This is a genomic window from Pseudomonas sp. ABa2 (genome assembly GCF_056676075.1).
The window spans coordinates 3,262,882-3,285,030 of record NZ_CM155239.1 but is presented as its reverse complement, the minus strand read 5'-3'; the positions used below and the strand labels follow the sequence as shown (position 1 = coordinate 3,285,030).

Genomic DNA, 22,149 nt, shown 5'->3' with positions numbered 1-22,149 from the left:
ATTGATTGCATGGCGCGTGAAATTTTTAGGTCCCCTAGGGTCTGTTGCCGTTTCATCGCGAGGCGCGTTGCTGCGAGAAATGGGCTCCGGCGCGGCCGCGAATGAAATGGCAACAGACCCTAATGATCTGCGTCAGGTTTTGTTCGTAGGAAAACCAGTCCCAGCAGTACAAACACTATGCCAAAGGCGAACAGACCAAGGTTGATGCCCAGTACGAGCTTTTCCGAACCGTCGGACAACACCATCGAGCCGCCGTAGAAGTGACGCGCAAAGAAGGCAAAGAGAAAGCCACCGGTGACCAACATGCTCAGCAGACTGGCCAGGCGGATCTGTTGGCGTCTCCAGGTCAGCCAGAGTGCCAGCAAAGCCAGGGCTGAGTTGGTCGCCAGTTGCCAGACTTCGTGCAGCCGAGCGTGGGCTTCCCACTGCGGGTTGAAGACATGGGTTTGGTTGATTTCCAGCAGGGGTACGCCAAGGCCGTAGAGCAGGGCGCCGATGGTGATAATGAGTTTTGCCAGCATGATGGAAGATCCTGCACATAGGGCGTTAGGAATAGGGCCGCTAGTTTGCTTTGGCTACGCGGGCGTTATGCGCTGACAAATTCAGTCAGCGCAGCCTTGACCTCTGGAGCATTGAGAATTCGGGTGTGGCCGTAGCCCTGGGTTTTGAGTAACTGCGCTGTGGGCATCAGCCCGCTCAGCTTGTCGCCTTCCTGGTGACTGACGATGCGATCATCCTGGTCGTAGATCAGCAGGGTCTTCTCGCTGAGTCCGCGGTAAAACGCACCGGCCTGCATATCGTCCCAGGATGCGCCCAACTGCTCGGCTATCAGTGCCTGGTAATGCTGGATGACTGCCGGTCGAGGAGCCAGCTTGCGGCGGATCACCTCGATGGGCGGAAAAGGGTGGGAGGGCGCGCAGATACAGGCATAGCGGCTGGCTTCTACTTCACCGGCATGACGGGCAGCCATCATGGCCAGGGCGCCAGCCGAGTGGCCGATCAGGGTATGGATGTCTTGCTCCAGTGATCTGAGCAACTGCAGCAGGTCGCTGCGGAAGAATTGCCATTGCGTGCGTGTGCCGGGGGAGTCGCCGTGACCTGTGATGTCGAGGGCCACGGTGCGATAACCTTGTTCGGCAATGTGACTGGCCAGGGGGGCCATTTGCGCTGCTCGCCCATTCCAGCCATGTACCAGCAATACCAGCGGCCCTTCCCCCCAGCACCAGGCCGTATGGCTGGCCTGTGTGCCATAGCGCAGGGGCTGCGCCTGATGGATGGCGTCGCGCTGTACCTGATCCAGGGGCGGGCGCTGTGTCCGCGATGCCAGGGCATCGACCAGGCGCAACGCCAGTGAGTCGGGAGTCAGGTTAAGTGTCAGTTTGGCCAAGTCGAGTAGCATGATGTTGTCCACTCCGTCCGTTGTGATGATGCCGGTAGCACCCGAGGTTGCTCGGGTGCTGCGCCACTGATGAGCTTATTTCTGCGTCCAGGCACGTGCGCTGAACATTTCATCCAGCGGCGTGTGGAACAGGTGGTTGGCGTAGTTGCTGAGGGTTTTCACCGCCAGGGCCAGCACAATCTCCAGAATCTGGCGCTCGCTGTAGCCAGCAGCGAGGAAAGTTTCGACCGCCGCCTTGGGTGGCAGCCCACGGGTATGAAACAGGGTGCGGGTGAACTCGGCGAGGGCGGCGAGTTTGGCGTCGGCGATAGGGTTACCGTCACGGATAGCGTTGGTCACGTCTGTAGCAAGGCCTGATTTCATGTCGGCCAGAAAGCTGTGGGCCGAGACGCAATATTCACAGCCGTTCTCGCGGCTGATGACCAGAAAGATCACTTCCTGCTCGGCCGGAGTAAAGCCGGACTCCGCGCGAAAGGCCGCGTAGCCATCCAGATAGGTCTCCAGCAGCCCCGGAGAGTGGACCATGTTGGCGTACATGTTGGGGATAAAGCCGACCTGCGCCTTGGCCTTCTGCAGCACCTCGGCACCGCGGGGTGTGCTGGTGTCGAGGCTGAGGGCGGGCAGGGTAAGGGGGTATTCGCTGAGCATGGCATTGTTCCTCTTTATCTGGACTGTTTAGTCTTTAAATCTGTGCCGCCTTGCCTGTCACCTTCAGCAGGCGGCAGAACAAGGCAACATAGGGGCTGACTGATTCTGGACTGATTGGTTCGGATGTCAATCTGCATTGCCTCCTCGTCGAGCCAATCAGCATCTGTAGTGGCTGAAGCTGGAGTTCGGATGCAACAGGGGAGGTTTTGTTACAGCTTGAAGGGTGTGAGTGTTGAATTAAATAATGATCGGTCCATAATGCGGCCTATGAATCGTGGACGCCCAAGAACATTCGACCCTGACCAGGTACTGGAAAATGCCATGCAGCTTTTCTGGAGCCAGGGCTATGAGGCCACCAGCCTGCAGGACCTGCTCTTGGCCACCGGGCTGTCCAAGAGCAGCCTATATGAAAGCTTCGGCAACAAGCAGAGCCTGTTTGAAGCCGCCTTCACCCGCTATTTCGACAGCCGTTCCCAGCAGATGCGTGAGCGGCTGCAACAGGCCGAGTCGCCGCTGGGCTTTATCCGCGGTTGCCTGCTCTCGGTGCTCGAAGACGCTCAGCAGCAGACCCCGCGTGGCTGCATGCTGGTCAATGTGGCCAACGAGTTTTCCACCGGCGACCCGGCCGTACAACCGTTGATCGAGCTGGCGACACGACACTTTCGCCAGGTGTTCGAGCAGGCCTTCACCCAGGCCCAGGCCTGTGGTGAGTTATCGACTAGCCAGTCCCCTGTGGCGCTGGCGTTGTTTATGCACTGCGCCATGAGCGGTTTGCGCACCCAGGCCAAGTCCGGTATCGCCCGCAATGAACTGCTTAGCGTTATCGATCTGGTCATGACGAACCTGCGCTGATTTTTTTGCCTATTTTTGGACTTTTCAGTCCGTAAGCTAATGCCATCCTTGGCATAACCCGGAGCCTGCCCATGAACAGCGCTGTTGCCTTCGACATCTACGGAACCCTGATCGACACCCAGGCCGTGCTGACGCGACTGACCGAGTTGGTGGATGACAAGGCTCCGGCAATTTCCAAGGCCTGGCGACAAAAGCAGCTTGAGTACAGTTTTCGCCGCGGCTTGATGGGCGATTACTGCGATTTTTCCGTCTGTACACGCCAGGCCCTGGTCTTTAGCTGCCACGAGCAGGGGGTAGAGGCCACGGACGAACTGGTTGCCAGTGCCATGCAGGCCTATGCCGACCTTGATGCCTTTGCCGATGTACCCGCCGGGTTGGCGGCATTGCACGCGCAGGGCTTGCAGTTACATGCCTTCTCCAATGGCAGTCGCACGGCCGTGCAGCGGCTGCTGGAGAGAGCGGGTATTGCTCATTACTTCAGCTCCGTGGTGAGCGTCGAAGATGTGCGCTCATTCAAGCCAGACCCTGCGGTTTATCAGCACCTTCTGCACAGTTGTGGCGTATCCGCTGCCCAGCTGTGCCTGGTATCGAGTAATCCGTTCGATGTGCTTGGCGCCGCCCATGCCGGTTTGCGCAGCGCCTGGCTCAGGCGCGATCCAGCCAGTCTGTTCGATCCCTGGGAAAGGCAACCGGACATCATTCTTGAGGGCTTTGCCGAGATGACGAAGCGCTTGCCAGCACTGTTTCGGCAACTCTCAGCATGACCCTTGGCGTAACGAATGAGTCTCTCGCGTCTCAAAAGAGCAGTATCCCAGGAGCTTGAACCGCCATGCATGCCACCTTACCCCTGCTCAACGCGCTGAGTTTTCCGGCCATTACCCGCGCTCCGTTGCAAGCGCTGCAGGTCAACCTGACCTACCGTTGCAACCAGCGCTGCCTGCACTGTCATGTCAATGCCGGGCCAACCCGTACCGAAGCCATGACCGATGAGAACCTGGCGTTGCTGCATCAGGTGATCGATGCCCATGCGGTACAGACCCTGGATCTGACCGGCGGCGCGCCCGAGATGCATCCGCGTTTTCGCGAGATTGTCCGTCACGCCCGCTGCGAAGGGCTGCGGGTGATCGACCGCTGCAACCTGACCATTCTCAGTGAGCCGGGCTATGAAGATCTGGCCGAGTTTCTTGCCGAACAGGGCGTGGAAGTCAGCGCCTCCTTGCCCTGTTACTCGCGGGACAACGTCGATAAGCAGCGCGGCGATGGTGTATTCGACGCCAGTATCGAGGGCCTGCTGCAACTTAACCGCTTGGGCTATGGTCGCGAGGGCAGCGGCCTGCTGCTCAATCTGGTGTACAACCCGCAGGGGGCGAGCCTGCCGCCCGCGCAGGCGCAGCTCGAAGCCGACTACAAGGCCCACCTGGCAGTGGATTTTGGCATCCAGTTCAATCATCTGTTGTGCATCACCAACCAGCCGATTGCCCGCTTCGGCAGCACCCTGGTGAGCAAGGGCACCTTCAACAGCTATATGCAGCTGCTGCGCGACAGCTACCGCCCGGAAAACCTCGAAGCGGTGATGTGCAAGCAGCTGGTCAGTGTCGACTGGCAGGGCTATCTGTATGACTGCGACTTCAATCAGATGCTTGAGCTGCCTCTGGCCCTGCCTGAGGTGATCGGTCGCGACCGCCCCCATCTGCGCGATCTGCTCGGCTCATCGAGCCTGGCAGGCAACCCCATCGTCACCCGCGACCACTGCTATGCCTGTACGGCCGGGCAGGGCTCCAGTTGCGCTGGCGCACTGGATAACCACTAAGGAGAGGTTTGTCATGGACAAGCGTAAAGCGGCCCTGTTAGCCATTATTCTGCTCGCGATAGCGGGTTTCTTTCTGTTCGACCTGGGCCAGTACCTGAATCTGGCGAACCTCAAGGCGCAGCAAGCCGCCCTGGCTGCCCAGGTATCGGCCAATCCGCTGCTGGTGGGTGGAGTGTTTTTCCTCTTGTACGTTGGGGTGACGGCCCTGTCCTTACCCGGTGCGGCCTTGATGACCCTGGTGGCCGGGGCCTTGTTTGGTCTGCTGGGCGGCACTCTGTTGGTGTCCTTCGCCTCTACCCTGGGCGCGACCCTGGCCATGCTGATTAGCCGCTTCTTGTTGCGCGATTGGGTGCAAGCCAAATTCAGCCAGCGTCTGGCCGGCATCGATCAGGGTATCGAGCGGGAAGGGGCCTCCTACCTGTTTGCCCTGCGCCTGGTGCCGGTCTTTCCGTTCTTTTTGATCAATCTGGCCATGGGCCTGACCAAGCTGCCGGCACGTACCTACTGGTGGGTCAGCCAGCTGGGCATGTTGCCCGGCACCCTGGTGTTCGTGAATGCCGGGCGTGAGCTGGGCCAGCTGGACTCGCTGGGCGGCATTCTTTCTCCAGGCTTGCTGGGGGCTTTTGTCCTGCTCGGCCTGCTGCCGATTGTCTCGCGCAAGCTGCTGGAGTTGGTCAAGGCGCGCAAGGTGTATGCCGGCTGGGTCAAGCCTAAGGTATTCGACCGCAATATGGTGGTGATCGGTGCCGGTTCCGGCGGCCTGGTGTCGGCCTATATCGCCGCCGCGGTGAAGGCCAAGGTGACGCTGATCGAGAAACACAAGATGGGCGGCGACTGCCTGAATACCGGTTGTGTGCCGTCCAAGGCCCTGCTGCGCTCAGCCAAGCTGGCCAATGAAATGAAGAAGGCGGAAAAGCTCGGCTTCAAACCGATCAAGGCCGAGGTGGACTTCGCCGCGGTGATGCAGCGTGTGCAGCGAGTGGTGGCCGATGTCGAGCCTCACGACTCAGTCGAACGCTACACCGGCCTGGGTGTGGAAGTGATCGAGGGTGAAGCGAAGATCACTTCGCCGTGGACGGTGGAGGTCAATGGCCAGACGCTAAGGACCCGTTCCATCGTGATCGCCACTGGTGCCCGCCCGCTGGTGCCGAAGATTCCGGGCATCGAACAGGTGGAGCCGCTGACCTCGGATAACGTCTGGAATCTGCGCGAACAACCCAAGCGCCTGCTGGTACTGGGCGGTGGGCCGATTGGTTGCGAGCTGGCTCAGGCCTTCCAGCGCCTGGGCAGCGCCGTGACCCAGGTGGAAATGGCCGAGCGCCTGCTGGTGCGTGAAGACCTGGAGGCCAGCGAGGCGGTGATGGCCAGCCTGCGTCAGGATGGCGTGGATCTGCGCCTGCGGCACAAAGCGGTGCGCTTTGAAGTGGTCGAGGGCCAGCGGCAGCTGGTCTGTCTCAACCTGGCCGACGACAGCGAAGTGCGCATCGCTTTCGATCAGGTGCTGCTGGCCCTGGGCCGGGTGGCCAACGTCAAGGATTTTGGGGCCGAAGCGTTACAGTTGGCCGTGCGCCCCAATGGCACTCTGGAAGTTGATGAATACCTGGCCACGCGCTTCCCCAATATCTTCGCTGTGGGTGATGTGACCGGCCCTTATCAGTTCACTCACACCTCGGCGCATCAGGCCTGGTTTGCCGCGGTCAATGGTCTGTTCGGCACCTTCAAACGCTTCAAGGTGGATTACCGGGTGATCCCCTGGGCCACCTTTACCGACCCGGAAGTGGCACGTGTCGGGCTCAACGAACAGGACGCCAAAGAGCAGGGCATCGCCTATGAGGTCAGCCGCTTTGGCATTGACGATCTGGACCGCGCCATCGCCGACGAAGCCGCCCATGGCTATATCAAGGTGCTGACCGAACCTGGCAAAGACCGCATTTTGGGTGTGACCATTGTCGGCGAACATGCCGGTGAGCTGATTGCCGAGTACGTGGCGGCGATGAAGCAGGGCTACGGCCTGAACAAGGTGCTCGGCACCATTCATATCTACCCAACCATGGCCGAAGCCAACAAGTATGTGGCCGGCGAATGGAAGCGTGCCCATGCCCCGCAGGGGGTATTGAACTGGGTGGCACGTTTCCATCACTGGCGCCTTGGCATGAGCAAAGCCGATGTTCAAGCTGAACTCAAAGTGAGCGAGAAAGCGCTTTGAACGGTCAATTCGACCTGTTGCTTGCGGGGGCAGGCCATGCCCATCTAGGCGTGCTGCGCCTGTGGATGAGTGACCAACGACCCAAAGGGCGCATCGGCCTGATCAGTCCGGGGCCATATGCCTGGTACTCGGGCATGTTGCCAGGCTTGCTGGCCGGCCGTTACTGCGCCGAGCAGTGCCGCATACCTCTACAGACTCTCTGCGCCGCAGCCGGTGTTGAGTTGCTGCTGGGACAGGTCGAAAGGTTGGATTCGGCCGCCAGGTGCGTCGAACTGGCTAATGGCAGGCAGTATTCGGCCACCTGGCTGTCACTCAATCTCGGCTCCATACCCAAGGCGCCACAAGTGGGTGAGAGCTTGCTGGATATCCTGCCGGTCAAGCCATTCGACAGCTTTCTGCAAGGCTGGCAACGCTGGCAACAGGCCCCCCAGGCATTGGCCATTCTGGGCGGCGGCGCTGCGGGTGTAGAGCTGGCGTTGGCCGTGGCACCTCGGGTGCCACAGCTGACCGTGTTAAGTAGCGCCAGGGTCTTGGCCGGCCATCCCCGTGCATTGCGTCAGCGTGCCTTGCGCCATTTGGCAGATGCCGGAGTCAGGGTCGAGGAGGGCGTGGCCGTCGACTCAATTCATGGCGATGCCCTGGTTGCGGGGGATCGGCTTGTCTGGTGTGGTACCCGGGTGATTCTGGCCACTGGCGCCAGCGCTTTACCCTGGCTTGCCCTGTCTGGCCTGGACTGCGACGAGCGCGGGTTTGTGCGCGTCGGTCAGACATTGCAGAGTTTTTCACACCCCCATGTATTTGCCGCCGGTGACTGTGCCAGCCTGACAGCAACTCCCAGTAGCGGTGTTTATGCCGTACGCCAGGGTCCTGTATTGGCGACCAATCTGGGCGCTGCACTGTCCGGCCAGCCACTGACGCGCTTTCAACCACAACGTCGCGCCCTGGCGCTATTGGCCGATGGCCAAGGTGGTGCACTGCTCAGTTGGTCTGGCATGACGGCAGAGGGCGCCTTGCTGGGGCGCTGGAAAGACCGTCTCGACCGCAGCTTTATCGACCGCCACCACGGCGCGCCGTAATCCCCATCACTGCTCAACCATTTGGGTTGGGCTAACCCTATGCCGGCTTGAAGGTCGGCCGTTAAAGGAGGCATTGCATGAAAAACTGGACCCTGCTGTTGCTGCGCATTTCGCTTGGTTGGCTACTGGTGATCTGGGGCGCGGACAAGGTGTTCAATGTCGAGCACGGTATGGCGGTGGCCAACAAGTTCTACTTCGGCTTTCTCGCGGCCGAGGGCGCGATGCGTATAGCGGGCGTGCTGCAGATGCTGGTCGGCCTGGCAGTGGTTGTCGGCTTTGCCCGGCGCTGGGTGTATCCGCTGCAGGTTCTGCTCAACGGTGCGTCACTGCTGGCGGTGATGCAGTCGGTTATCGACCCCTGGAGCTGGGTATTCGAAGGCAGCAACGCGCTGTTCTATCCCTCGTTGATCATCTTCGCGGCCAGCCTGTTGCTGATCGCCTATCGCGATGAAGACAAATGGGTGCTGGGAAAAAAGTACTGAGTTGTAACAAAGCACTGGATACCGACTCGAAGTAGGTCAGCAAGATGTGGCTGGCATTGGCACAACAACAAGCGCTACCCACAGGTGGCGCATCGCCTACGCAAGAGGGGTATCCAATGCACCGCTTTACACTCAGTTTGTGCGGCTTGGCTGTGGCAGCAGCTTTCAGCCATACGGCCCTGGCCAGCCAGCAATCGGAGGCGCAGGGTTTTATCCAGGACAGCAGTTTCAACCTGCTCAATCGCGCCTTTTATTTCAACCGTGATTTCCGCAACGGCGGCTTCAATGGCGCCGGCACCAATGCAAACAAACCTGGCCAGGAGAACGGTTACCGCGAGGAGGCCGCTTACGGGATCATGGGTTTCTTTGAGTCCGGCTTTACCCAAGGCACGGTTGGCTTCGGTGTGGATGCCTATGGCTTTCTCGGTATCCGTCTCGATGGCGGCGGTGGCCGCACTGGGACCTTGCTGGCGCCCATCGGCAATGATGGCGAGCCCGAGCGGGACTGGAGCGAGGCGGGCGGGGTGGTCAAGCTGCGGGTGTCGAACACCGTACTCAAATACGGTGAGCAGCAATTCGCCAACCCTGTCGTCGGGACGGGCGATGCTCGTCTGTTGCCGGAAACCGCCACGGGCTTTTTCTTAAGCAGCGAGGAAATCGAGGGCGTGAGCCTGGATGCTGGCCACATTACGGCCATGAACGGTTTCAATAGCAGCAATTCCGATGATGAGTTGCTCATCCAGTATGCCGGCGACGTGGGTGACTCCATCAGTTGGGCGGGCCTGACCTATGCGCCAGCGGAGAGCCTCTCCCTCAGCCTGTACGGCTCTCAGGTCGAAGACACCTGGCGGCGCTATTACGCGGGGCTGGCCTATACCCTCGACCTGGGTAGCGAGCGCTCGCTGGGCTTTGATCTGAATGTTTATCGCACCAACGACCGTGGCCGCGCGCTGGCCGGTGAGATCGGCAACACCGACTGGTCGCTGGCCAGCAAATACGCCTGAGGTGGGCATGCAGTGACCCTGGCCTATCAGCAGATCGACGATGATGCCGGTTTCGATTACATCGGTTTCGATGGCATTTACCTGGCCAACTCAGTGCAGTATTCCGACTTCAACGCCCCGGGCGAGCGTTCCTGGCAACTGCGTTATGACCTGGACATGGCCAGCTATGGCGTGCCGGGCCTGACTCTGATGGCGCGCTATGTGCGTGGCAGCGATATCGACAGCACCGATGCGGATGACCGTGGTGGCTTCTTCGACGCCGATGCCCGTAATGAGAAACACTGGGAACGTAACCTGGAAGCCAAGTACATCGTGCAAGGCGGCCCGGCCAAGGACCTGTCCATGCGTGTACGGCATGCCGTACACCGCGGATCTTCCAATCAGATCGACGGAGATGTCGACGAGGTGCGCTTGATCGTCGAGTATCCGCTGAGCCTGCTTTAAGCTTTCACTCGTCGTGGAGTGAAAAATAGGGGTTGCTCCTTTCCTCCCCGTCTTGGGGGCTGTGTCGGCCATGGCCCCCTTTTTTTATGTTTCTCTTGGCTCTCTGCCAGCGCTGATGGGCTGTAACAAAGCGCCTTTGTTTTTATCTAGTAGTTAAGTGACATCTCAGTAATCGATCCTGATTGTCGGCGCGCATTGTTCGCCAATCGACATTCTGAAAAGAGGTTTTCCATGCACGAGTCGGTACAGAACTATTACGGCAAGGTCCTGCAGAACAGCGGCGATCTGAAAACCAGTGCCTGCTGTGATCCCAGCAGCATGCCGAATTGGCTCAAGCCACTGCTGGCCAAGGTTCATCACGAAGTCAGCGCCCGTTATTACGGCTGTGGGCTGGTCGCACCGGCCTTGCTGGAGGGCTGCCGGGTGCTTGATCTGGGCAGTGGCTCGGGCCGCGATTGTTATGTCCTGGCGCAATTGGTCGGGGCTGAGGGCTCCGTGCTCGGTGTGGACATGACCGCCGAGCAGCTGGCGGTGGCCAATGCCCATCTGGATTACCATGCCGCGCAGTTCGGCTACGCCAATGTGGAATTTCGCCACGGCTATATCGAGGATCTGGCGGCACTGGACCTGGCCGACGCCAGTTTCGATGTGATCGTATCCAACTGCGTGATCAATCTGTCGCCTGACAAGGACAGCGTGTTACGCGAGGCCTATCGCCTGCTCAAGCCGGGCGGCGAGTTGTACTTCTCTGATGTGTACGCGGATCGCCGTCTGGCTGACGCGTTGCGCCAGGATGAGGTGTTGTACGGTGAGTGCCTGGGCGGTGCCCTGTATTGGAATGACTTCGAGAACCTGGCCCGCCGGCATGGCTTTGCCGACCCACGCTTGGTGGAGGATCAGCCCATCAGCATCAGTGACCCGGCGCTGGCGGAAAAACTCGGTGATGCCCGTTTCTTCTCCGCCACCTACCGGCTGTTCAAGCTCGATGGTCTGGAGCCGGCCTGCGAGGACTACGGCCAGGCCGTGATCTATCGCGGCAGCATTGCCGGTGTGCCCACTGCATTTGTGCTGGATAAACACCACCGTATCGAAACGGGCCGGGTGTTCCCGGTGTGCGGCAATACCTGGCGCATGCTCAAGGACAGCCGTTTTGCTGCGCATTTCGAGTTTATCGGCGACTTCAACCGTCACTTCGGTTTGTTCGAGGGCTGTGGCGGTGGTCTGCCGTTCGATCAGGGCGCTGCGTCTGGGACTGCGGCCAGCTGCTGCTGAGGATAAGGGGATGCTGACTCAGAAGTTGTGTGCCGTTGCCTGCTCTGTCCTGCTGCTCAGTGCCTGTTCACCCGAGCAGAAGCAGACCATCAGTGTCTCGGGCTCAAGCACCATCGCCCCATTGATGGCGGACATCGGTAAGCGTTTTGAGGTGTTGAACCCTGATATCCACGTGGACGTGCAATCGGGCGGAACCTCGCGTGGCATTCAGGATGTGCGCACTGGTCTGGCCTCTATCGGCATGGCCTCGCGTGCCCTGACAGATGCGGAAAAAGACCTGCAGGCTTATCCCCTCGCCGACGATGGCATTGCCCTGATCGTGCACGTCAGCAACCCCCTGACGCAAATCACGGGCGAGCAGGTGGTCGCTATCTACACCGGCAAGGTCAGTGATTGGAGTGCATTGGGTGGCCCGGCAGGATCGGTGGTCAAGGTGCACAAGGCAGAAGGGCGTTCGACCTTGGAGTTGTTTCTGCAGCACTTCCACCTCGACAACGGCGATGTGCGGCCGGACTTGGTGATAGGTGACAACCAGCAAGGCATCAAGTCTGTGGCGGGTAATCCTTTGGCCATTGGTTATGTGTCGATCGGCAGCGCCGAGTACGAAGCGCAGCAGGGTGTACCCATTAAGCTGCTGGCCCTGGATGAGCAAGCGGCATCGAGCCAGGCCGTGCGTGATGGGCAGTACCCATTGAGCCGCACCCTTAATTTGGTGGTGCGCGGCGCGCCGGATGCCAGCACCCAGGCACTGTTGGACTTTGCTCAATCCAGCGAGGTGGCCGATCTTGTTCAACAGCATGCCTTTGTCCCGGCGCGATAGCGCCGACCGTCTGCTGCGCTCGCTCAGCCTGCTGTGTGCCCTGACAGCGGCCGTGATCCTGTTGTTGATTCTGGTGTTTCTGACCCAGGCCAGTTGGCCGCTGCTACAGGAGCCCGGCAATCTGCTTGGCGACACCTGGCAGCCGAGCAAGGGATTATTCGGCTTGCAGGCCATGCTGGCCGCCAGCCTGCTCAGCAGCCTGCTGGCCCTGCTGCTGGCAGTGCCGGCCGGCCTGTTGGTCAGCGTCTGGCTAATCTTTTACGCGCCAAGTCCGGTGGCAAGCGCCTACTCGGCGCTGCTCGGCCTTATGGCCAGTATCCCCTCCGTGGTCTATGGGCTATGGGGCCTGGTGGTACTGGTGCCACTGCTCAACAGCTGGTTTCCACCGGGTGCCAGCCTGCTCACGGCAGGTCTCGTTCTTGGCTTGATGATTCTGCCGCTGCTGATGGTGCAGGCCGATGTGATCCTGCGTGAAAGCGCACGCCGCCATCTGCCGGCGGCTCTGTGTCTGGGGGTGTCGCACTGGGCGGCGATTCGCCGGGTGCTGCTGCCCGCAGCCTGGCCACGGCTATGGCCATCCATCCTGCTGCAACTCGGGCGCGCCCTGGGTGAAACCATGGCGGTGCTGATGGTGGCCGGCAATGTGGTGCAGTGGCCGGGATCGATCTTTGATCCGGTGCGTACCCTAACGGCCAATATCGCCCTGGAGATGAGCTATGCCACAGGTCCTCACCTGCAGGCGTTATACCTCAGTGGCTGGGTGCTGTTGGTGCTGGCGCTGCTGCTGATGGGCTTGGCCCGCCTCTATGGAGCTCGCACATGAATCGGCAGGAGCGTTGGCGCGGTTATACCCTGGCGAGCTTGGCTCTGCTGCTGGCTCTGGCGCCGCTGAGCCTGCTGCTGACCCTTTTCGCCGAGGGTTTCAGCCATCTGGATTTGAGCTTTCTCAGTACTGCGCCCGAGCAGGCAGGGCGGAGCGGGGGGATTGGCCCGATCATTCTCTCCACGCTCTGGGTGCTGCTGATCTGTTTGGCCATTGCCGTGCCACTGGGCCTGGGCACCGCACTGTTTCTGGTGGAGCAGCTGCGGCCGGACAGCCGTGCCAATCTGGCGCTGCAGTGGGCCCTCGATGGGCTGGGCGCCGTGCCCTCGGTGGTGTTTGGCCTGTTCGGGCACCGCGTGTTCGTAGTCGAACTGGGCTGGGGCTACTCCCTGCTGGCCGGTGGTTGCACGCTGGCCTGTATGGTTTTGCCACTGTTTATTCGGGGCTGCGAGCAGGCCCTGCGTGACTGCCCCCACAGCTATCGCCGGGCTGCTGCCGGCTTGGCAATTTCCCGCGTTGGTTACCTACGGCGCATCCTGTTGCCCTTTGCCGCACCGGGTATTGCGGCTGCTCTGGTGCTGAGTGCGGGGCGTGCCCTGGCGGAAACGGCCGTGCTGCTGTTTACCGCCGGTTATGTGATGCGCTGGCCTGAAAGTGTATTCGACTCGGGGCGCACCCTGGCCGTGCATATCTACGACCTGGCCATGAACGTCTCGGGCGGCAGCCCGGCCTCGGCGGCTTCGGCTCTGGTGCTGCTGGGCCTGGCCCTGATCATTCAATTGCTGGCCTGGCGCCTGGGGCGTCGGCCGGCAACCTTTGCGAGATAAGTCATGCAAGTGCCGCCGTCCATTCAGATTGAAAACCTCAGCGTGCATTACGCCGGTCAGGTAGCGCTGCAAGGCGCTTCATTGACAGTCGCCCCCGGGGAGTTGATGGCCCTGGTCGGCCCCAGTGGCTGCGGTAAGAGCAGCCTGCTGTCGGCGGTCAATCGCATGAGTGATCTGGTGCCAGGTGCGCGGGTCAGCGGGCGTGTACTGATCGACGGTCGGGATGTATTGAGCGAAGCCGAAGATGTACAAGCTTTGCGCCGCCAGATCGGCATGGTGTTTCAGCAGCCCAACCCCTTTCCCTTGAGCATTGCCGAAAATATCCGCTTTGCCTTGCGCGAGCATGGGGTGCGCAACAAGGCCGTACTGGAAGAGCGTCTGGAGCAAGCCCTGCAGGCCACGGGGTTATGGAATGAAGTGCGCGATAGGCTGGATAAGCCAGCACTGGGGCTGTCTGGCGGTCAACAGCAACGCCTGTGCTTCGCCCGCGCCTTGGCCTTGCAGCCGAGTGTGCTGTTGTTGGATGAGCCCTGCAGCGCCCTGGACCCGATGGCCAGCGCCACGGTTGAGGCGCTGATCGACAGTCTCAAGGGGCGCTACACATTGTTGATGGTGACCCACAACCTGGCCCAGGCTCGGCGTCTGGCTGACCATGTGGCGGTGTGCTGGGTACGGGATGGCTGCGGCTGCGTGCTGGAGAGTGGGCCCGCTCAGGACCTGTTCCAGAGCAGCCGCGATCCCCTGGCTCATCGTTACCTTAACGGTCTGCTGTGCTAGCGCAGCAGTATGCGGAGGACAGGAACCGATGTCTGGTGCCAAAGACTCCGCAGCCAAGGCATACAGCCGGCGTACCATCTTGCAACTGTTGGGCTGTGGCCTAAGCGCTGTTCTTTTCGGCCCATCCTGGGCTAATCGTCAGCCAGGTTGGGACTTCCAGGAAGTCATCCGCCGTGCAGAGCTGCGCCATGGTCCACTGGGGGATGCGCGCCAACGCATTCTGGATTGGAAAGCGCTGCTACTGCAAAGCCAGGGGCTCGGCGAGATGGACAAGTTGCACGCCGTCAATCGCCATTTCAATCGGGTGTTGCAGTTTGTTGACGACATCAAGATCTGGGGTGAGCAGGATTACTGGGCCACACCGGTCGAAGCGCTGATAAAGGGTAAGGCGGACTGCGAGGATTACTCCTTGGCCAAGTACTTCAGCCTGCGCCAACTGCAGGTTCCCGCAGACAAATTGCGCATCACCTACGTCAAAGCCTTGCGTCTGAATCAGGCGCATATGGTGGTGACCTATTACTCCAGCAGCAGCGCCGAACCCTTGGTGCTGGACAACCTGATCAATCAGATCCGCCCGGCCAGTCAACGTAACGATCTACTGCCGGTGTATGCCTTTAATGCGGAGGGCGTGTATTTGTTCAAGGCCGATGGCGTCAAGCGTGCCGGGGACACCAAAAAGCTTTCACGTTGGCAGGATGTACTCAAGAAAATGGGTGGGGAGGGCTTCTAGGTCACTATTTGGGTTCCAGGGCCTGGCAATGAGTCAGAGCGTTACCAATGCCTTACGCATCCATCCCGGCATTTTGCACAACATAAGTCTTGTGAAATCATCGGTCTTTAGCTGCGCTTGAATTGCTGCAATGCACTCTGGTGTGACGCCGTCTTTACCGAGATAAAACAATGCACTGATAGCCGTACCCACCTCAGTGCCGGCATGCTGCATGACCATCGGTGCCGCGTGTATCAGCCGGATTTCAGCCTTACCTATGAATATTGAGCGGCTGGACCCATTGGTGTAATAGACAGGAATGAGTGGCATCTGTGTACTGAGCCCAAACCTCCTGACAGCATTTGCACCATGGATCTGCAGATACAAACGCTTCTGCCTGGTAATCAGGCTAAGCAATGTCCACGGATTGGGGCGAGCCCTCGTAACGTAACGTCCGGGTTTCGGGCGCATATAAATCCCGCGATACACCCGTTCGAGCTCGCCCCGGTTGACCAGTCGAGCTATTGCTTTGGATACGGCGTTTTTCGTTCCAAACCCTGTGAAACGTCTAATACTGAACGGCTGCCCTTTAGGTAGGCGCTTGACTCGTTGCGCAACCTGGACGGATACCGATTGGGCTTTATCAGTGCTGAGCATCGTGGCGTTCACGCTTATAGCGTGAAGTCTAGCGACGAACTGAAAAGCGGCTGATGGAACGCTATCACCCTTCGCCGATATTCATCATCTTGAGCGCCGTTTATCAGGCACTCTTCGAGGCGCCCCAGCGAGAAAACTTGATCGGCGGACGGGTAGTGTCGGAGCAGGCTTTTCGCATAGCTGCGAATGTCATCAGGTAGCTCGGTGTTACGAGAGAGGTCGCGGAGAAAAGCTTCGGTCTTGACGACACTCCGGGTTCTCTCATGCGGAAGGGTCAAAGCGGCTACCTCCTTATTCAGTTATTCCAATCTACGAGACCAGAACGGGCAAGCCGCGCGCTTACCCCTCATTTGTCCGCGATTCGACGTGGTGCGGCTGATGGATTTTCAAACCTACAAACAGCTCTTTACCCAGTAGTTGTCTTTGCTGACCAGACCAAAATCTTCGGAAGCAAATGGCTGATCATCATCGAACATACCATTGACCATGCGCTCCCGACGCAACCCACTCAGCACCCGGAAAAAGCAGGGATCACAGAGATGCACCCGGTAGTGCTCCCCATCATGCTGCGAGCCATATCCCCATTGGGCCTCAAGCTTGCCGTATTGGGGACCATAGCCGGGAGTATGCGTTCCAGAGCGGCACACGTCGCAGATCACATCCTCAACGACATCAACTAATGCCTGCGACTTAATCTCCATACGCTCCTCATGAATACGTTCCACGCGGTACCGGCCAGTGATGGAATCACGCAACCGGTATCATTTGAGCAGCCTCGACTGGCTGAGCATCAAAAACAAGCCAGTAGCTGCTGCCGATAATGCTGGGAAAAGCTGACCTGGTAAGCGGGCTCAATTGCAAAGCCACTCATCGAAATCATGTTCGTAGGCTGCGATCCAATATCCGGTTCTGCGCCACCGAACCCAGAACCATCGACACCTTCGACAAGCCCCAAAGCCCCCACCGGCTCAGGCCTGTAGCCTGGAGTAAAACCAGGCATCTGCAAATCGCTCAAAACTGCCAGGTCATCAGGCAAGTCATCCGAAATTCGCTCCGCAAAACCCTGAAGCGTCGGTTCCGCCAACATGAATAGCCATGCCTGGTCATCGGACTCTCCTGTGCGCCGCAGCACTCGCCCCAGCACTTGCCGGTAATGCAGTTCGGTGCGGATACGGCTGAGGTAGCAGCACACTTGCAGGCGGGGAATGTCGGTGCCTTCGCTAATCATTCCGACAGCGACAATCCAGCTGCAGGTGCTGCTGCGGAATGCGTTGATCACCTGCTGCGCATCCGGGGTTTTGTTGGTCACGATGCGGCACTCTTCACCCATGGCTTCCAGTGCAAATGCAATTTGCTGAGCGTGTTCAATATCGGTGGCCACCACCAAACCGGCGGCATCAGGCTTGATCTGGCGTAGCTCGTTCAGCTTGCTGCAGCCAAGGTCGAGGATTGGGTTGATCACCTCATCATGGCGCAACAGTTCCTCATAGGTGACTGGTGACTCCCCTAAAAGCTTGGCGATGCTGGGAAACAGCCTCACGGAGCTATCCGCGCCAATCTCTTCCGTAAGTTTCACCTTCTGATTGTCGAGCAATACAATTCGAGGTGATCGGCACACGTCGTCGGCAATGGCATCTTTCAAGCCATAACGGTAATCACAGATCAAATACCCGTCGGGCGAAGAGTAACGAGCCAATGCGATGGCCTTGTCGTCCGAACGCCAGGGCGTGCCAGAAAGAGCCAATGTGAAGGCAGCCCGATCCTGTATCCGATGCAGTATCTGCTGCCCCCAGGCATTGCTGAGCAGCGGATCGTGGCCGGAGCAATGGTGGATCTCATCGAAGACCACGAACACCCGGTAGTCATCAAGAAGCTGCCAGAATCCCTCATCACGGTATTCCATAGCCTGATAGGTATAGGCCGCGCCCACGGCACCTATCTGGCCGTCGAGACGCCTGCCTAGCACAGCCGCAAAGGTCGAACGAAAACCCTCCACGACCTGGCAGGACGGCGCAAAGCACAGCACCAGATCAATTCTGTCATGCTCAAGCAGTCGGCTGGCCAGTTCTGCAGCCATGCGCGTCTTTCCGGCTCCAGGCGTTGCCTGGCAGAAGAAGTGCGGCGTGACGGTAAAGTGCTCCAACGCCCTGGTGATGCAGCTGTCCTGCCAGCTGCGTAGCGAGCTGCTCATCGTGGTGCAGCGAGCGTTTTGAGGGCCTTCTCAATGGCGCGCAGATGCCCCAAGAGGCGAGAACTGCGATCCCTTGCTTCCAGGTAATCGCCTTCAAGCTTGTCCCGCAAATGCGGCATCTCGTCCAGAAGCAGCTTGAATCGCTCCGCTTCGCCCATTGAAGTGAGAAAGTCCAAGCGAATTTCCTTGTGGAGCGCTTCCAACTGCAAATCCGTATTGGCTGACGGCTTAAGCGACAAAGCTTCAACATCGCGTACCGCTTTGCCTGGCTCGGGCATTCCGGCGGCCATCAGGCTGTTCTCAAAACCGTTGTCGATCAGTTCGAGTTGCAGATGTGTCGGAATCGGCTGCAGGTGGTAGACCTGCCCTCGAACACGGCGGTCCTCGTCCGGTGAAACCCAGCCCGCGCGCACTAATCGGCGAATCTGCTCATACACATAGCGGCGCACATCGGCGATACGGAATTGTGTGCCAGTCAAGCGAGCCGCATAGGCATCGCGCAGTTCGCGGGTCGTAAACGATGTACGCCCTTGCTCCTGAAGCAGCTCATACAGACGCCTGTCGAAGATAAACGAGGCCGATTTCATTGAGGCACCAGAAGAGTTAGCGCGGAAGAAATGAGGATTATAATCCGTGGCCTGGGCCTCCGCAAACGCACGATAGTGCCGCCTCAAGTTGAATTGAGACGGTCATGGATAAGTTGGCGAAAGCGCTAGGGGAACGCATCCGAGTGCAGAGGAAGGCCTGCCGGATATCCCAGGATGAATTGGCGCTGGCGTGCAGCATCGACCGCAGCTACATAGGGCGAATCGAGCGTGGTGAGGTCAACATCACCGTCGAGAAGCTCTACCGCATCGCAGGCGAACTCGCCTGCGACCCTTCAAGCCTTCTGCCAAAGCCGTCTGAAATCTAACCCGAGCACGCAAGAAGGTCAGACAGCCGCGCCGCTATCACCTAACCCCAGCCCCGCCTGCTGCGTCAGCATCTTCAAAATCACCAACGCAAACGCCCAGCTCTCAATCTCGTTGCCTGCACTTCCAACGACAGCTTAGGGGGGCGTGTCGTGCAACATCTGCTTTCAGCAGTGACGAGGCGCTACATAGTACTCTGCTCACCTTGCAGGCTGCCGGAGCGCTCTAGAATAAGCTTTATAGGCAACTATAAAGTGATTATAGGGCGATTATAGAATCTGTTTTTTTAAGCCCGATACCCAACCAAGGTATTCAGCTTCAAAACTCGATGGCTATGGTCGTTCTTTGTGGGCACGCCGCTAGCACATATTGGAAGTGAGCTAGACCTTGGTTTCCTGGGTTACTGGCTGGGATTTGAAGGTTCTGATGCTGGAGCGATGGGCAACCTGCACTGCGCCATGTCGAAAGCGTCGGATATTCCAGGCAGTTGGGCATCCCATAACCTGTACGTGGTTAGCGAGCCGAACCTGTTCTATCGCTTTACCCAAGAAAATGATTGATCAGTTATCAACCCTTGTGTTGCTCAAAAAGATGCCGCCAGCGTCAGTTGTGCACGGGCCTCGATGATCTCAATCAGCTCGAAGTGCTTGGGGAACTCGCGCTTGAGCCAGCCACCGGGCACGAAGTGGTGATCGAGGTGAACGATTGTGCTTTGGCCTTCGTCAGCCGCGCAGAGCATGACGTTCAACTCTGAGTCATCGCCAGCCATCGCAGCCGGCACGAAGACGATGCCGTTGTCGCTAATACCAAACGAGCGCCTCCATTCTGGGAAGCGCTTCTGCTCGGGGTTTGAAACGGCAAACCAATGGATTCTGTCCATCTAATCCTTCTCGAATGGGAGCAACGTGGAGTAAGGCAGCAAATCACCTTCGGCTGCGGCTAATACCTGGTCCAGAACAGCCTCGGGGGCATCGAGAGCACCGAGAATCACGTACAACTCGGAGAACACGTTCATCCTAGCGGCACGGTCGAAGCCAGCATCACCGCCTACCGACTCGGCATGGTCGAGCGCATTGGCAATGACATTCTCCCTGAGAAGATAACGTGCGCCGCATTCGCAGAGAAAAGGCTGTTTAGCGTTATAGAAACGATCTTGGGCTTCCCAACCATGCAGCCTCGGCTCCATGGGTTTGCCGCACTGAGGGCAATAGGCAGGTTGGACATCCGAAAGATAGAGCATAGCGTGAGTTCTGTTTCTGGAGCGGCGTTCCATATTTGGAGGGCCGTAGAATGCACGCTATTGTCATAACCCCGATTCACCGTTGTCCAGAAAAGGTACAAAGGTACAAGTGCCCCTCTCGCTTGATGCCACTTCTGCTGACCACTCCGGGTTAGAAAAATAGAAGAAGTGTAGCATTTCAAGAGAGCTTGGCTTGTATCAATGCCGTTATTGCCGTGAGCTTCTCATCAGGGGATCTGTCGTCAGTTGCATCGACAATGCTTTGGATCGCATGGAGGGTCGTGGACGCATTTGGTTCTGCTTTCAGGATGTCTTGTATTTCAGCATCTTGTGTGAGATGGATATAAGTAGAGAGTGTGCTCTTGGATGCGTGGTATGAGTTTTTGCGAGCGATGGCCATCGCTACGTCTAGAATATTGGCTTTCGACATTTTTGAAAGGGTACTGATGTTCTTGGCGACTAATATGGTGAAGTATCGGTGGCGGAAGTTATGATAGGAGATACCTTTGAGGAGTTCTGCGTGTCTTGAAGTCTTGATGACTACGTTGTAATAGGAATTAAAGGTGGTGCGCGCCAGAGGATATCCAGTATCTTCGCTAACAAATATCCTGTCATGAAACTCGCTATGAGGATGGCTGGAGCGAGTGAGTAGAACGAATTTGTAGATTTCTTGAAGCTCGGTTCTCGGTATTAGTACCTGGCGTAAGCAACCCTTGTATTTTCCTTTTAAAACGGGAATGTTTGTTACCGGGCCATTATTTTTATAGGCATTAATAATGGAGCTTGCTGGGATGTTAATGGCTTCTTCTATTCGGCTGCCTGTGTGTTCGAGTAATGTGGCAAGGATGTACCATCTATCAATTATATACTGGTTGGATGTGTAGTCGTGAATAGCTTCATGCCATGCGTTCAGTTCATTGTTTCTTATGAAGCTTGTTGGTTTGGTCGGAGTATCCCTTAGTTCGTCTAGGCAGGGATGGGTTAGAAAACGCAGTGGCGTCCGCCTGTTAAGTCTGTAGAAGTCCTCTGTAGCATTAATTTGAAAGTTGTGTGAGCGAGGGTCAGTGGTAAGTAGGTTCTGGAATTTGTTTTCTTTTTGCGTGTGCTCTAATAGAGCTAATATGCGTCGGACAATTTTCTTGATTGTGGCCGAGTTTGCCGTTCTAGAGTTTTGTTTGTACTTGACGAAGTCGTAAAGGGTTTCGTCAGTGACATCAAAGATGGTTAACTTATTGCGTTCTATGTATTTTTGGAAGATATTTAGAGTATCAGCATAGCTGAACACTGTTTTAATTGCTGGTCGGACCCCATAGCTGTTGGCACCACCGCCGAAACTTGTAAGGTAGCTATTGAGCTCCCAGCAAAAGTTTCCACGGGAGTCAAAAAGCATTGGAAGAGATGGAGGTGTGGTGTGGCCGTGATTAAAAAGGAAGTCAAGACGCGGAGCTTTTGCTACATGTATCATGGTTTCACCAAGGTGAGATGAGCTCTATCAAGTGCCAGGGTGTGGCTTTTCAAAACTTGCTGATATCTGATGTCCTGGCGAGTGTGTTCGTCCACTCTAGCAACCAGTTGCATGTACGCCCTGTAGACTTCGCCTAATGTGTTTGTGAGGTAGTCGACTTGATTTTTTAGAGTGGAGATTTCTTCTTGCTGTGAACGCTGGGTTGTTCGCTTTTGAGGTGGAAGGGTTTGTGTGGTGGGTGTGAGGTTGTTGTATGTTTCTAAGGCGGCTGCTAGTTGATCTGAGTACTCAGTGTTGTAGGGTTCTCGCGATGTATTATAAGAGCAAGAAATAACTCCAAGGTCGGCATCTGACCAATTAAGGGCGGACTTGAACGGTATGCCTCTTTTGCTCTTAAGTGCGTCTAGGGAAGGAAGTCTTTGACGGTCTTCGATTGCTTTTCTAATCAGCAATATTTTGGTAATCAGGCTTTGTGTTTTGGCTTGCTTCTCCTGAAGCTTGGCTGCTGAAGTTTCACCCTTTGAATAACGACTCAT

At 57.8% G+C, this 22,149-nt stretch carries 26 protein-coding genes and 1 pseudogene; 15 read left to right on the top strand and 12 right to left on the bottom strand.

Annotation, left to right across the window (positions count from 1 at the left end; all coding sequences use genetic code 11):
- Positions 1 to 119: 119 nt before the first annotated feature.
- The 3 genes from AC1G9C_RS15900 to AC1G9C_RS15890 form a co-directional block, all read right to left on the bottom strand.
- Entirely contained in the window at positions 120 to 521 is a 402-nt protein-coding gene (locus AC1G9C_RS15900; protein ID WP_480408133.1) for a hypothetical protein, read from the bottom strand.
- A 65-nt stretch (positions 522 to 586) separates the two neighbouring features.
- Positions 587 to 1,399, bottom strand: coding sequence for an alpha/beta hydrolase (locus AC1G9C_RS15895; RefSeq protein WP_480408132.1), 813 nt, complete (start codon positions 1,397 to 1,399; stop codon positions 587 to 589).
- Positions 1,400 to 1,474: 75 nt separating this feature from the next.
- The gene (locus AC1G9C_RS15890) at positions 1,475 to 2,047 is read right to left on the bottom strand and encodes a carboxymuconolactone decarboxylase family protein (protein ID WP_480408131.1); all 573 of its coding nucleotides are present in this window, start codon (positions 2,045 to 2,047) and stop codon (positions 1,475 to 1,477) included.
- 321 nt (positions 2,048 to 2,368) lie between these two features.
- Between AC1G9C_RS15890 and AC1G9C_RS15885 the strand changes: the two genes are divergently transcribed.
- The 13 genes and pseudogenes from AC1G9C_RS15885 to lapG all read left to right on the top strand — a co-directional run bounded on the left by AC1G9C_RS15885 (position 2,369) and on the right by lapG (position 15,170).
- The gene (locus AC1G9C_RS15885) at positions 2,369 to 2,899 is read left to right on the top strand and encodes a TetR/AcrR family transcriptional regulator (RefSeq protein ID WP_480408130.1); all 531 of its coding nucleotides are present in this window, start codon (positions 2,369 to 2,371) and stop codon (positions 2,897 to 2,899) included.
- A 71-nt stretch (positions 2,900 to 2,970) separates the two neighbouring features.
- Positions 2,971 to 3,663 carry a haloacid dehalogenase type II gene (locus AC1G9C_RS15880; protein ID WP_480408129.1) on the top strand — a complete coding sequence of 231 codons (693 nt, stop codon included), beginning with the start codon at positions 2,971 to 2,973 and terminating at the stop codon, positions 3,661 to 3,663.
- Positions 3,664 to 3,728: 65 nt separating this feature from the next.
- Complete coding sequence (gene arsS / locus AC1G9C_RS15875; RefSeq protein ID WP_480408128.1) at positions 3,729 to 4,709, top strand: arsenosugar biosynthesis radical SAM (seleno)protein ArsS; 981 nt, start codon at positions 3,729 to 3,731, stop codon at positions 4,707 to 4,709.
- A 13-nt stretch (positions 4,710 to 4,722) separates the two neighbouring features.
- The gene (locus tag AC1G9C_RS15870) at positions 4,723 to 6,915 is read left to right on the top strand and encodes an FAD-dependent oxidoreductase (protein ID WP_480408127.1); all 2,193 of its coding nucleotides are present in this window, start codon (positions 4,723 to 4,725) and stop codon (positions 6,913 to 6,915) included.
- Complete coding sequence (locus AC1G9C_RS15865; protein ID WP_480408126.1) at positions 6,912 to 7,991, top strand: FAD-dependent oxidoreductase; 1,080 nt, start codon at positions 6,912 to 6,914, stop codon at positions 7,989 to 7,991. The genes AC1G9C_RS15870 and AC1G9C_RS15865 overlap by 4 nt, the downstream gene beginning before the upstream one ends.
- 77 nt (positions 7,992 to 8,068) lie before the next feature.
- Positions 8,069 to 8,473, top strand: a complete 405-nt coding sequence (locus AC1G9C_RS15860; protein ID WP_480408125.1) for a DoxX family protein — start codon at positions 8,069 to 8,071, stop codon at positions 8,471 to 8,473.
- Between the two features lie 116 nt (positions 8,474 to 8,589).
- A pseudogene (locus tag AC1G9C_RS15855) lies at positions 8,590 to 9,921 on the top strand (OprD family porin).
- 231 nt (positions 9,922 to 10,152) lie between these two features.
- Positions 10,153 to 11,193: a methyltransferase domain-containing protein gene (locus AC1G9C_RS15850; RefSeq protein ID WP_480408124.1), complete on the top strand. Its 1,041-nt coding sequence runs from the start codon at positions 10,153 to 10,155 to the stop codon at positions 11,191 to 11,193.
- Between the two features lie 10 nt (positions 11,194 to 11,203).
- Complete coding sequence (locus AC1G9C_RS15845) at positions 11,204 to 12,013, top strand: phosphate ABC transporter substrate-binding protein (protein WP_480408123.1); 810 nt, start codon at positions 11,204 to 11,206, stop codon at positions 12,011 to 12,013.
- Complete coding sequence (gene pstC, locus AC1G9C_RS15840) at positions 11,979 to 12,836, top strand: phosphate ABC transporter permease subunit PstC (protein WP_480408122.1); 858 nt, start codon at positions 11,979 to 11,981, stop codon at positions 12,834 to 12,836. The genes AC1G9C_RS15845 and pstC overlap by 35 nt, the downstream gene beginning before the upstream one ends.
- Positions 12,833 to 13,663, top strand: coding sequence for a phosphate ABC transporter permease PstA (gene pstA, locus AC1G9C_RS15835; RefSeq protein WP_480408121.1), 831 nt, complete (start codon positions 12,833 to 12,835; stop codon positions 13,661 to 13,663). The genes pstC and pstA overlap by 4 nt, the downstream gene beginning before the upstream one ends.
- A gap of 3 nt (positions 13,664 to 13,666) precedes the next feature.
- Positions 13,667 to 14,440, top strand: coding sequence for a phosphate ABC transporter ATP-binding protein (locus tag AC1G9C_RS15830; protein ID WP_480408120.1), 774 nt, complete (start codon positions 13,667 to 13,669; stop codon positions 14,438 to 14,440).
- Positions 14,441 to 14,468: 28 nt separating this feature from the next.
- Positions 14,469 to 15,170 (top strand): cysteine protease LapG, encoded by a 702-nt coding sequence (gene lapG / locus AC1G9C_RS15825; RefSeq protein WP_480408119.1) that lies wholly within the window; start codon positions 14,469 to 14,471, stop codon positions 15,168 to 15,170.
- A gap of 33 nt (positions 15,171 to 15,203) precedes the next feature.
- Here the strand turns inward: lapG and AC1G9C_RS15820 are convergent, their stop codons facing one another.
- The 5 genes from AC1G9C_RS15820 to AC1G9C_RS15800 form a co-directional block, all read right to left on the bottom strand.
- Positions 15,204 to 15,818, bottom strand: coding sequence for a DUF6088 family protein (locus tag AC1G9C_RS15820; protein ID WP_480408118.1), 615 nt, complete (start codon positions 15,816 to 15,818; stop codon positions 15,204 to 15,206).
- Positions 15,819 to 15,820: 2 nt separating this feature from the next.
- A complete protein-coding gene (locus AC1G9C_RS15815; protein WP_045735151.1) occupies positions 15,821 to 16,084 on the bottom strand; it encodes a BPSL0761 family protein in 264 nt (87 codons plus the stop codon).
- Between the two features lie 114 nt (positions 16,085 to 16,198).
- Positions 16,199 to 16,507 (bottom strand): hypothetical protein, encoded by a 309-nt coding sequence (locus AC1G9C_RS15810; RefSeq protein ID WP_480408117.1) that lies wholly within the window; start codon positions 16,505 to 16,507, stop codon positions 16,199 to 16,201.
- A gap of 89 nt (positions 16,508 to 16,596) precedes the next feature.
- Positions 16,597 to 17,997: a DEAD/DEAH box helicase gene (locus tag AC1G9C_RS15805; protein WP_480408116.1), complete on the bottom strand. Its 1,401-nt coding sequence runs from the start codon at positions 17,995 to 17,997 to the stop codon at positions 16,597 to 16,599.
- Positions 17,994 to 18,584, bottom strand: coding sequence for a hypothetical protein (locus tag AC1G9C_RS15800; protein ID WP_480408115.1), 591 nt, complete (start codon positions 18,582 to 18,584; stop codon positions 17,994 to 17,996). The genes AC1G9C_RS15805 and AC1G9C_RS15800 overlap by 4 nt, the downstream gene beginning before the upstream one ends.
- Before the next feature lie 104 nt (positions 18,585 to 18,688).
- Here AC1G9C_RS15800 and AC1G9C_RS15795 point away from each other — a divergent pair, with 104 nt between their 5' ends.
- Entirely contained in the window at positions 18,689 to 18,910 is a 222-nt protein-coding gene (locus tag AC1G9C_RS15795) for a helix-turn-helix domain-containing protein (RefSeq protein ID WP_480408114.1), read from the top strand.
- Positions 18,911 to 19,255: 345 nt separating this feature from the next.
- Positions 19,256 to 19,468, top strand: coding sequence for an SdiA-regulated domain-containing protein (locus tag AC1G9C_RS15790; RefSeq protein ID WP_480408113.1), 213 nt, complete (start codon positions 19,256 to 19,258; stop codon positions 19,466 to 19,468).
- A 23-nt stretch (positions 19,469 to 19,491) separates the two neighbouring features.
- On the opposite strand, the gene AC1G9C_RS15785 is transcribed toward AC1G9C_RS15790, so the two are convergent.
- From AC1G9C_RS15785 to AC1G9C_RS15770, 4 genes are all read right to left on the bottom strand, one after another.
- Complete coding sequence (locus AC1G9C_RS15785) at positions 19,492 to 19,788, bottom strand: hypothetical protein (protein WP_480408112.1); 297 nt, start codon at positions 19,786 to 19,788, stop codon at positions 19,492 to 19,494.
- Positions 19,789 to 20,148 carry a hypothetical protein gene (locus AC1G9C_RS15780; protein WP_480408111.1) on the bottom strand — a complete coding sequence of 120 codons (360 nt, stop codon included), beginning with the start codon at positions 20,146 to 20,148 and terminating at the stop codon, positions 19,789 to 19,791.
- A gap of 178 nt (positions 20,149 to 20,326) precedes the next feature.
- Positions 20,327 to 21,613, bottom strand: coding sequence for a hypothetical protein (locus AC1G9C_RS15775; protein ID WP_480408110.1), 1,287 nt, complete (start codon positions 21,611 to 21,613; stop codon positions 20,327 to 20,329).
- Positions 21,610 to 22,149, bottom strand: coding sequence for a hypothetical protein (locus tag AC1G9C_RS15770; protein WP_480408109.1), 540 nt, complete (start codon positions 22,147 to 22,149; stop codon positions 21,610 to 21,612). Before AC1G9C_RS15770 ends, AC1G9C_RS15775 begins: the two co-directional genes overlap by 4 nt.

Excerpts from the sequence above, each read along its gene's own strand:
- AC1G9C_RS15785 (WP_480408112.1), bottom strand. The coding sequence starts at position 19,788 with ATGGACAGAATCCATTGGTTTGCCGTTTCAAACCCCGAGCAGAAGCGC.
- AC1G9C_RS15845 (WP_480408123.1), top strand. The coding sequence starts at position 11,204 with ATGCTGACTCAGAAGTTGTGTGCCGTTGCCTGCTCTGTCCTGCTGCTC.
- AC1G9C_RS15870 (WP_480408127.1), top strand. The coding sequence starts at position 4,723 with ATGGACAAGCGTAAAGCGGCCCTGTTAGCCATTATTCTGCTCGCGATA.
- AC1G9C_RS15895 (WP_480408132.1), bottom strand. The coding sequence starts at position 1,399 with ATGCTACTCGACTTGGCCAAACTGACACTTAACCTGACTCCCGACTCA.
- lapG (WP_480408119.1), top strand. The coding sequence starts at position 14,469 with ATGTCTGGTGCCAAAGACTCCGCAGCCAAGGCATACAGCCGGCGTACC.
- AC1G9C_RS15860 (WP_480408125.1), top strand. The coding sequence starts at position 8,069 with ATGAAAAACTGGACCCTGCTGTTGCTGCGCATTTCGCTTGGTTGGCTA.
- arsS (WP_480408128.1), top strand. The coding sequence starts at position 3,729 with ATGCATGCCACCTTACCCCTGCTCAACGCGCTGAGTTTTCCGGCCATT.
- AC1G9C_RS15880 (WP_480408129.1), top strand. The coding sequence starts at position 2,971 with ATGAACAGCGCTGTTGCCTTCGACATCTACGGAACCCTGATCGACACC.
- AC1G9C_RS15795 (WP_480408114.1), top strand. The coding sequence starts at position 18,689 with ATGGATAAGTTGGCGAAAGCGCTAGGGGAACGCATCCGAGTGCAGAGG.
- AC1G9C_RS15850 (WP_480408124.1), top strand. The coding sequence starts at position 10,153 with ATGCACGAGTCGGTACAGAACTATTACGGCAAGGTCCTGCAGAACAGC.
- AC1G9C_RS15805 (WP_480408116.1), bottom strand. The coding sequence starts at position 17,997 with ATGAGCAGCTCGCTACGCAGCTGGCAGGACAGCTGCATCACCAGGGCG.
- AC1G9C_RS15780 (WP_480408111.1), bottom strand. The coding sequence starts at position 20,148 with ATGCTCTATCTTTCGGATGTCCAACCTGCCTATTGCCCTCAGTGCGGC.
- AC1G9C_RS15885 (WP_480408130.1), top strand. The coding sequence starts at position 2,369 with ATGCAGCTTTTCTGGAGCCAGGGCTATGAGGCCACCAGCCTGCAGGAC.
- AC1G9C_RS15810 (WP_480408117.1), bottom strand. The coding sequence starts at position 16,507 with ATGGAGATTAAGTCGCAGGCATTAGTTGATGTCGTTGAGGATGTGATC.
- pstA (WP_480408121.1), top strand. The coding sequence starts at position 12,833 with ATGAATCGGCAGGAGCGTTGGCGCGGTTATACCCTGGCGAGCTTGGCT.
- AC1G9C_RS15800 (WP_480408115.1), bottom strand. The coding sequence starts at position 18,584 with ATGAAATCGGCCTCGTTTATCTTCGACAGGCGTCTGTATGAGCTGCTT.
- AC1G9C_RS15775 (WP_480408110.1), bottom strand. The coding sequence starts at position 21,613 with ATGATACATGTAGCAAAAGCTCCGCGTCTTGACTTCCTTTTTAATCAC.
- AC1G9C_RS15830 (WP_480408120.1), top strand. The coding sequence starts at position 13,667 with ATGCAAGTGCCGCCGTCCATTCAGATTGAAAACCTCAGCGTGCATTAC.
- AC1G9C_RS15890 (WP_480408131.1), bottom strand. The coding sequence starts at position 2,047 with ATGCTCAGCGAATACCCCCTTACCCTGCCCGCCCTCAGCCTCGACACC.
- AC1G9C_RS15900 (WP_480408133.1), bottom strand. The coding sequence starts at position 521 with ATGCTGGCAAAACTCATTATCACCATCGGCGCCCTGCTCTACGGCCTT.
- AC1G9C_RS15770 (WP_480408109.1), bottom strand. The coding sequence starts at position 22,149 with ATGAGTCGTTATTCAAAGGGTGAAACTTCAGCAGCCAAGCTTCAGGAG.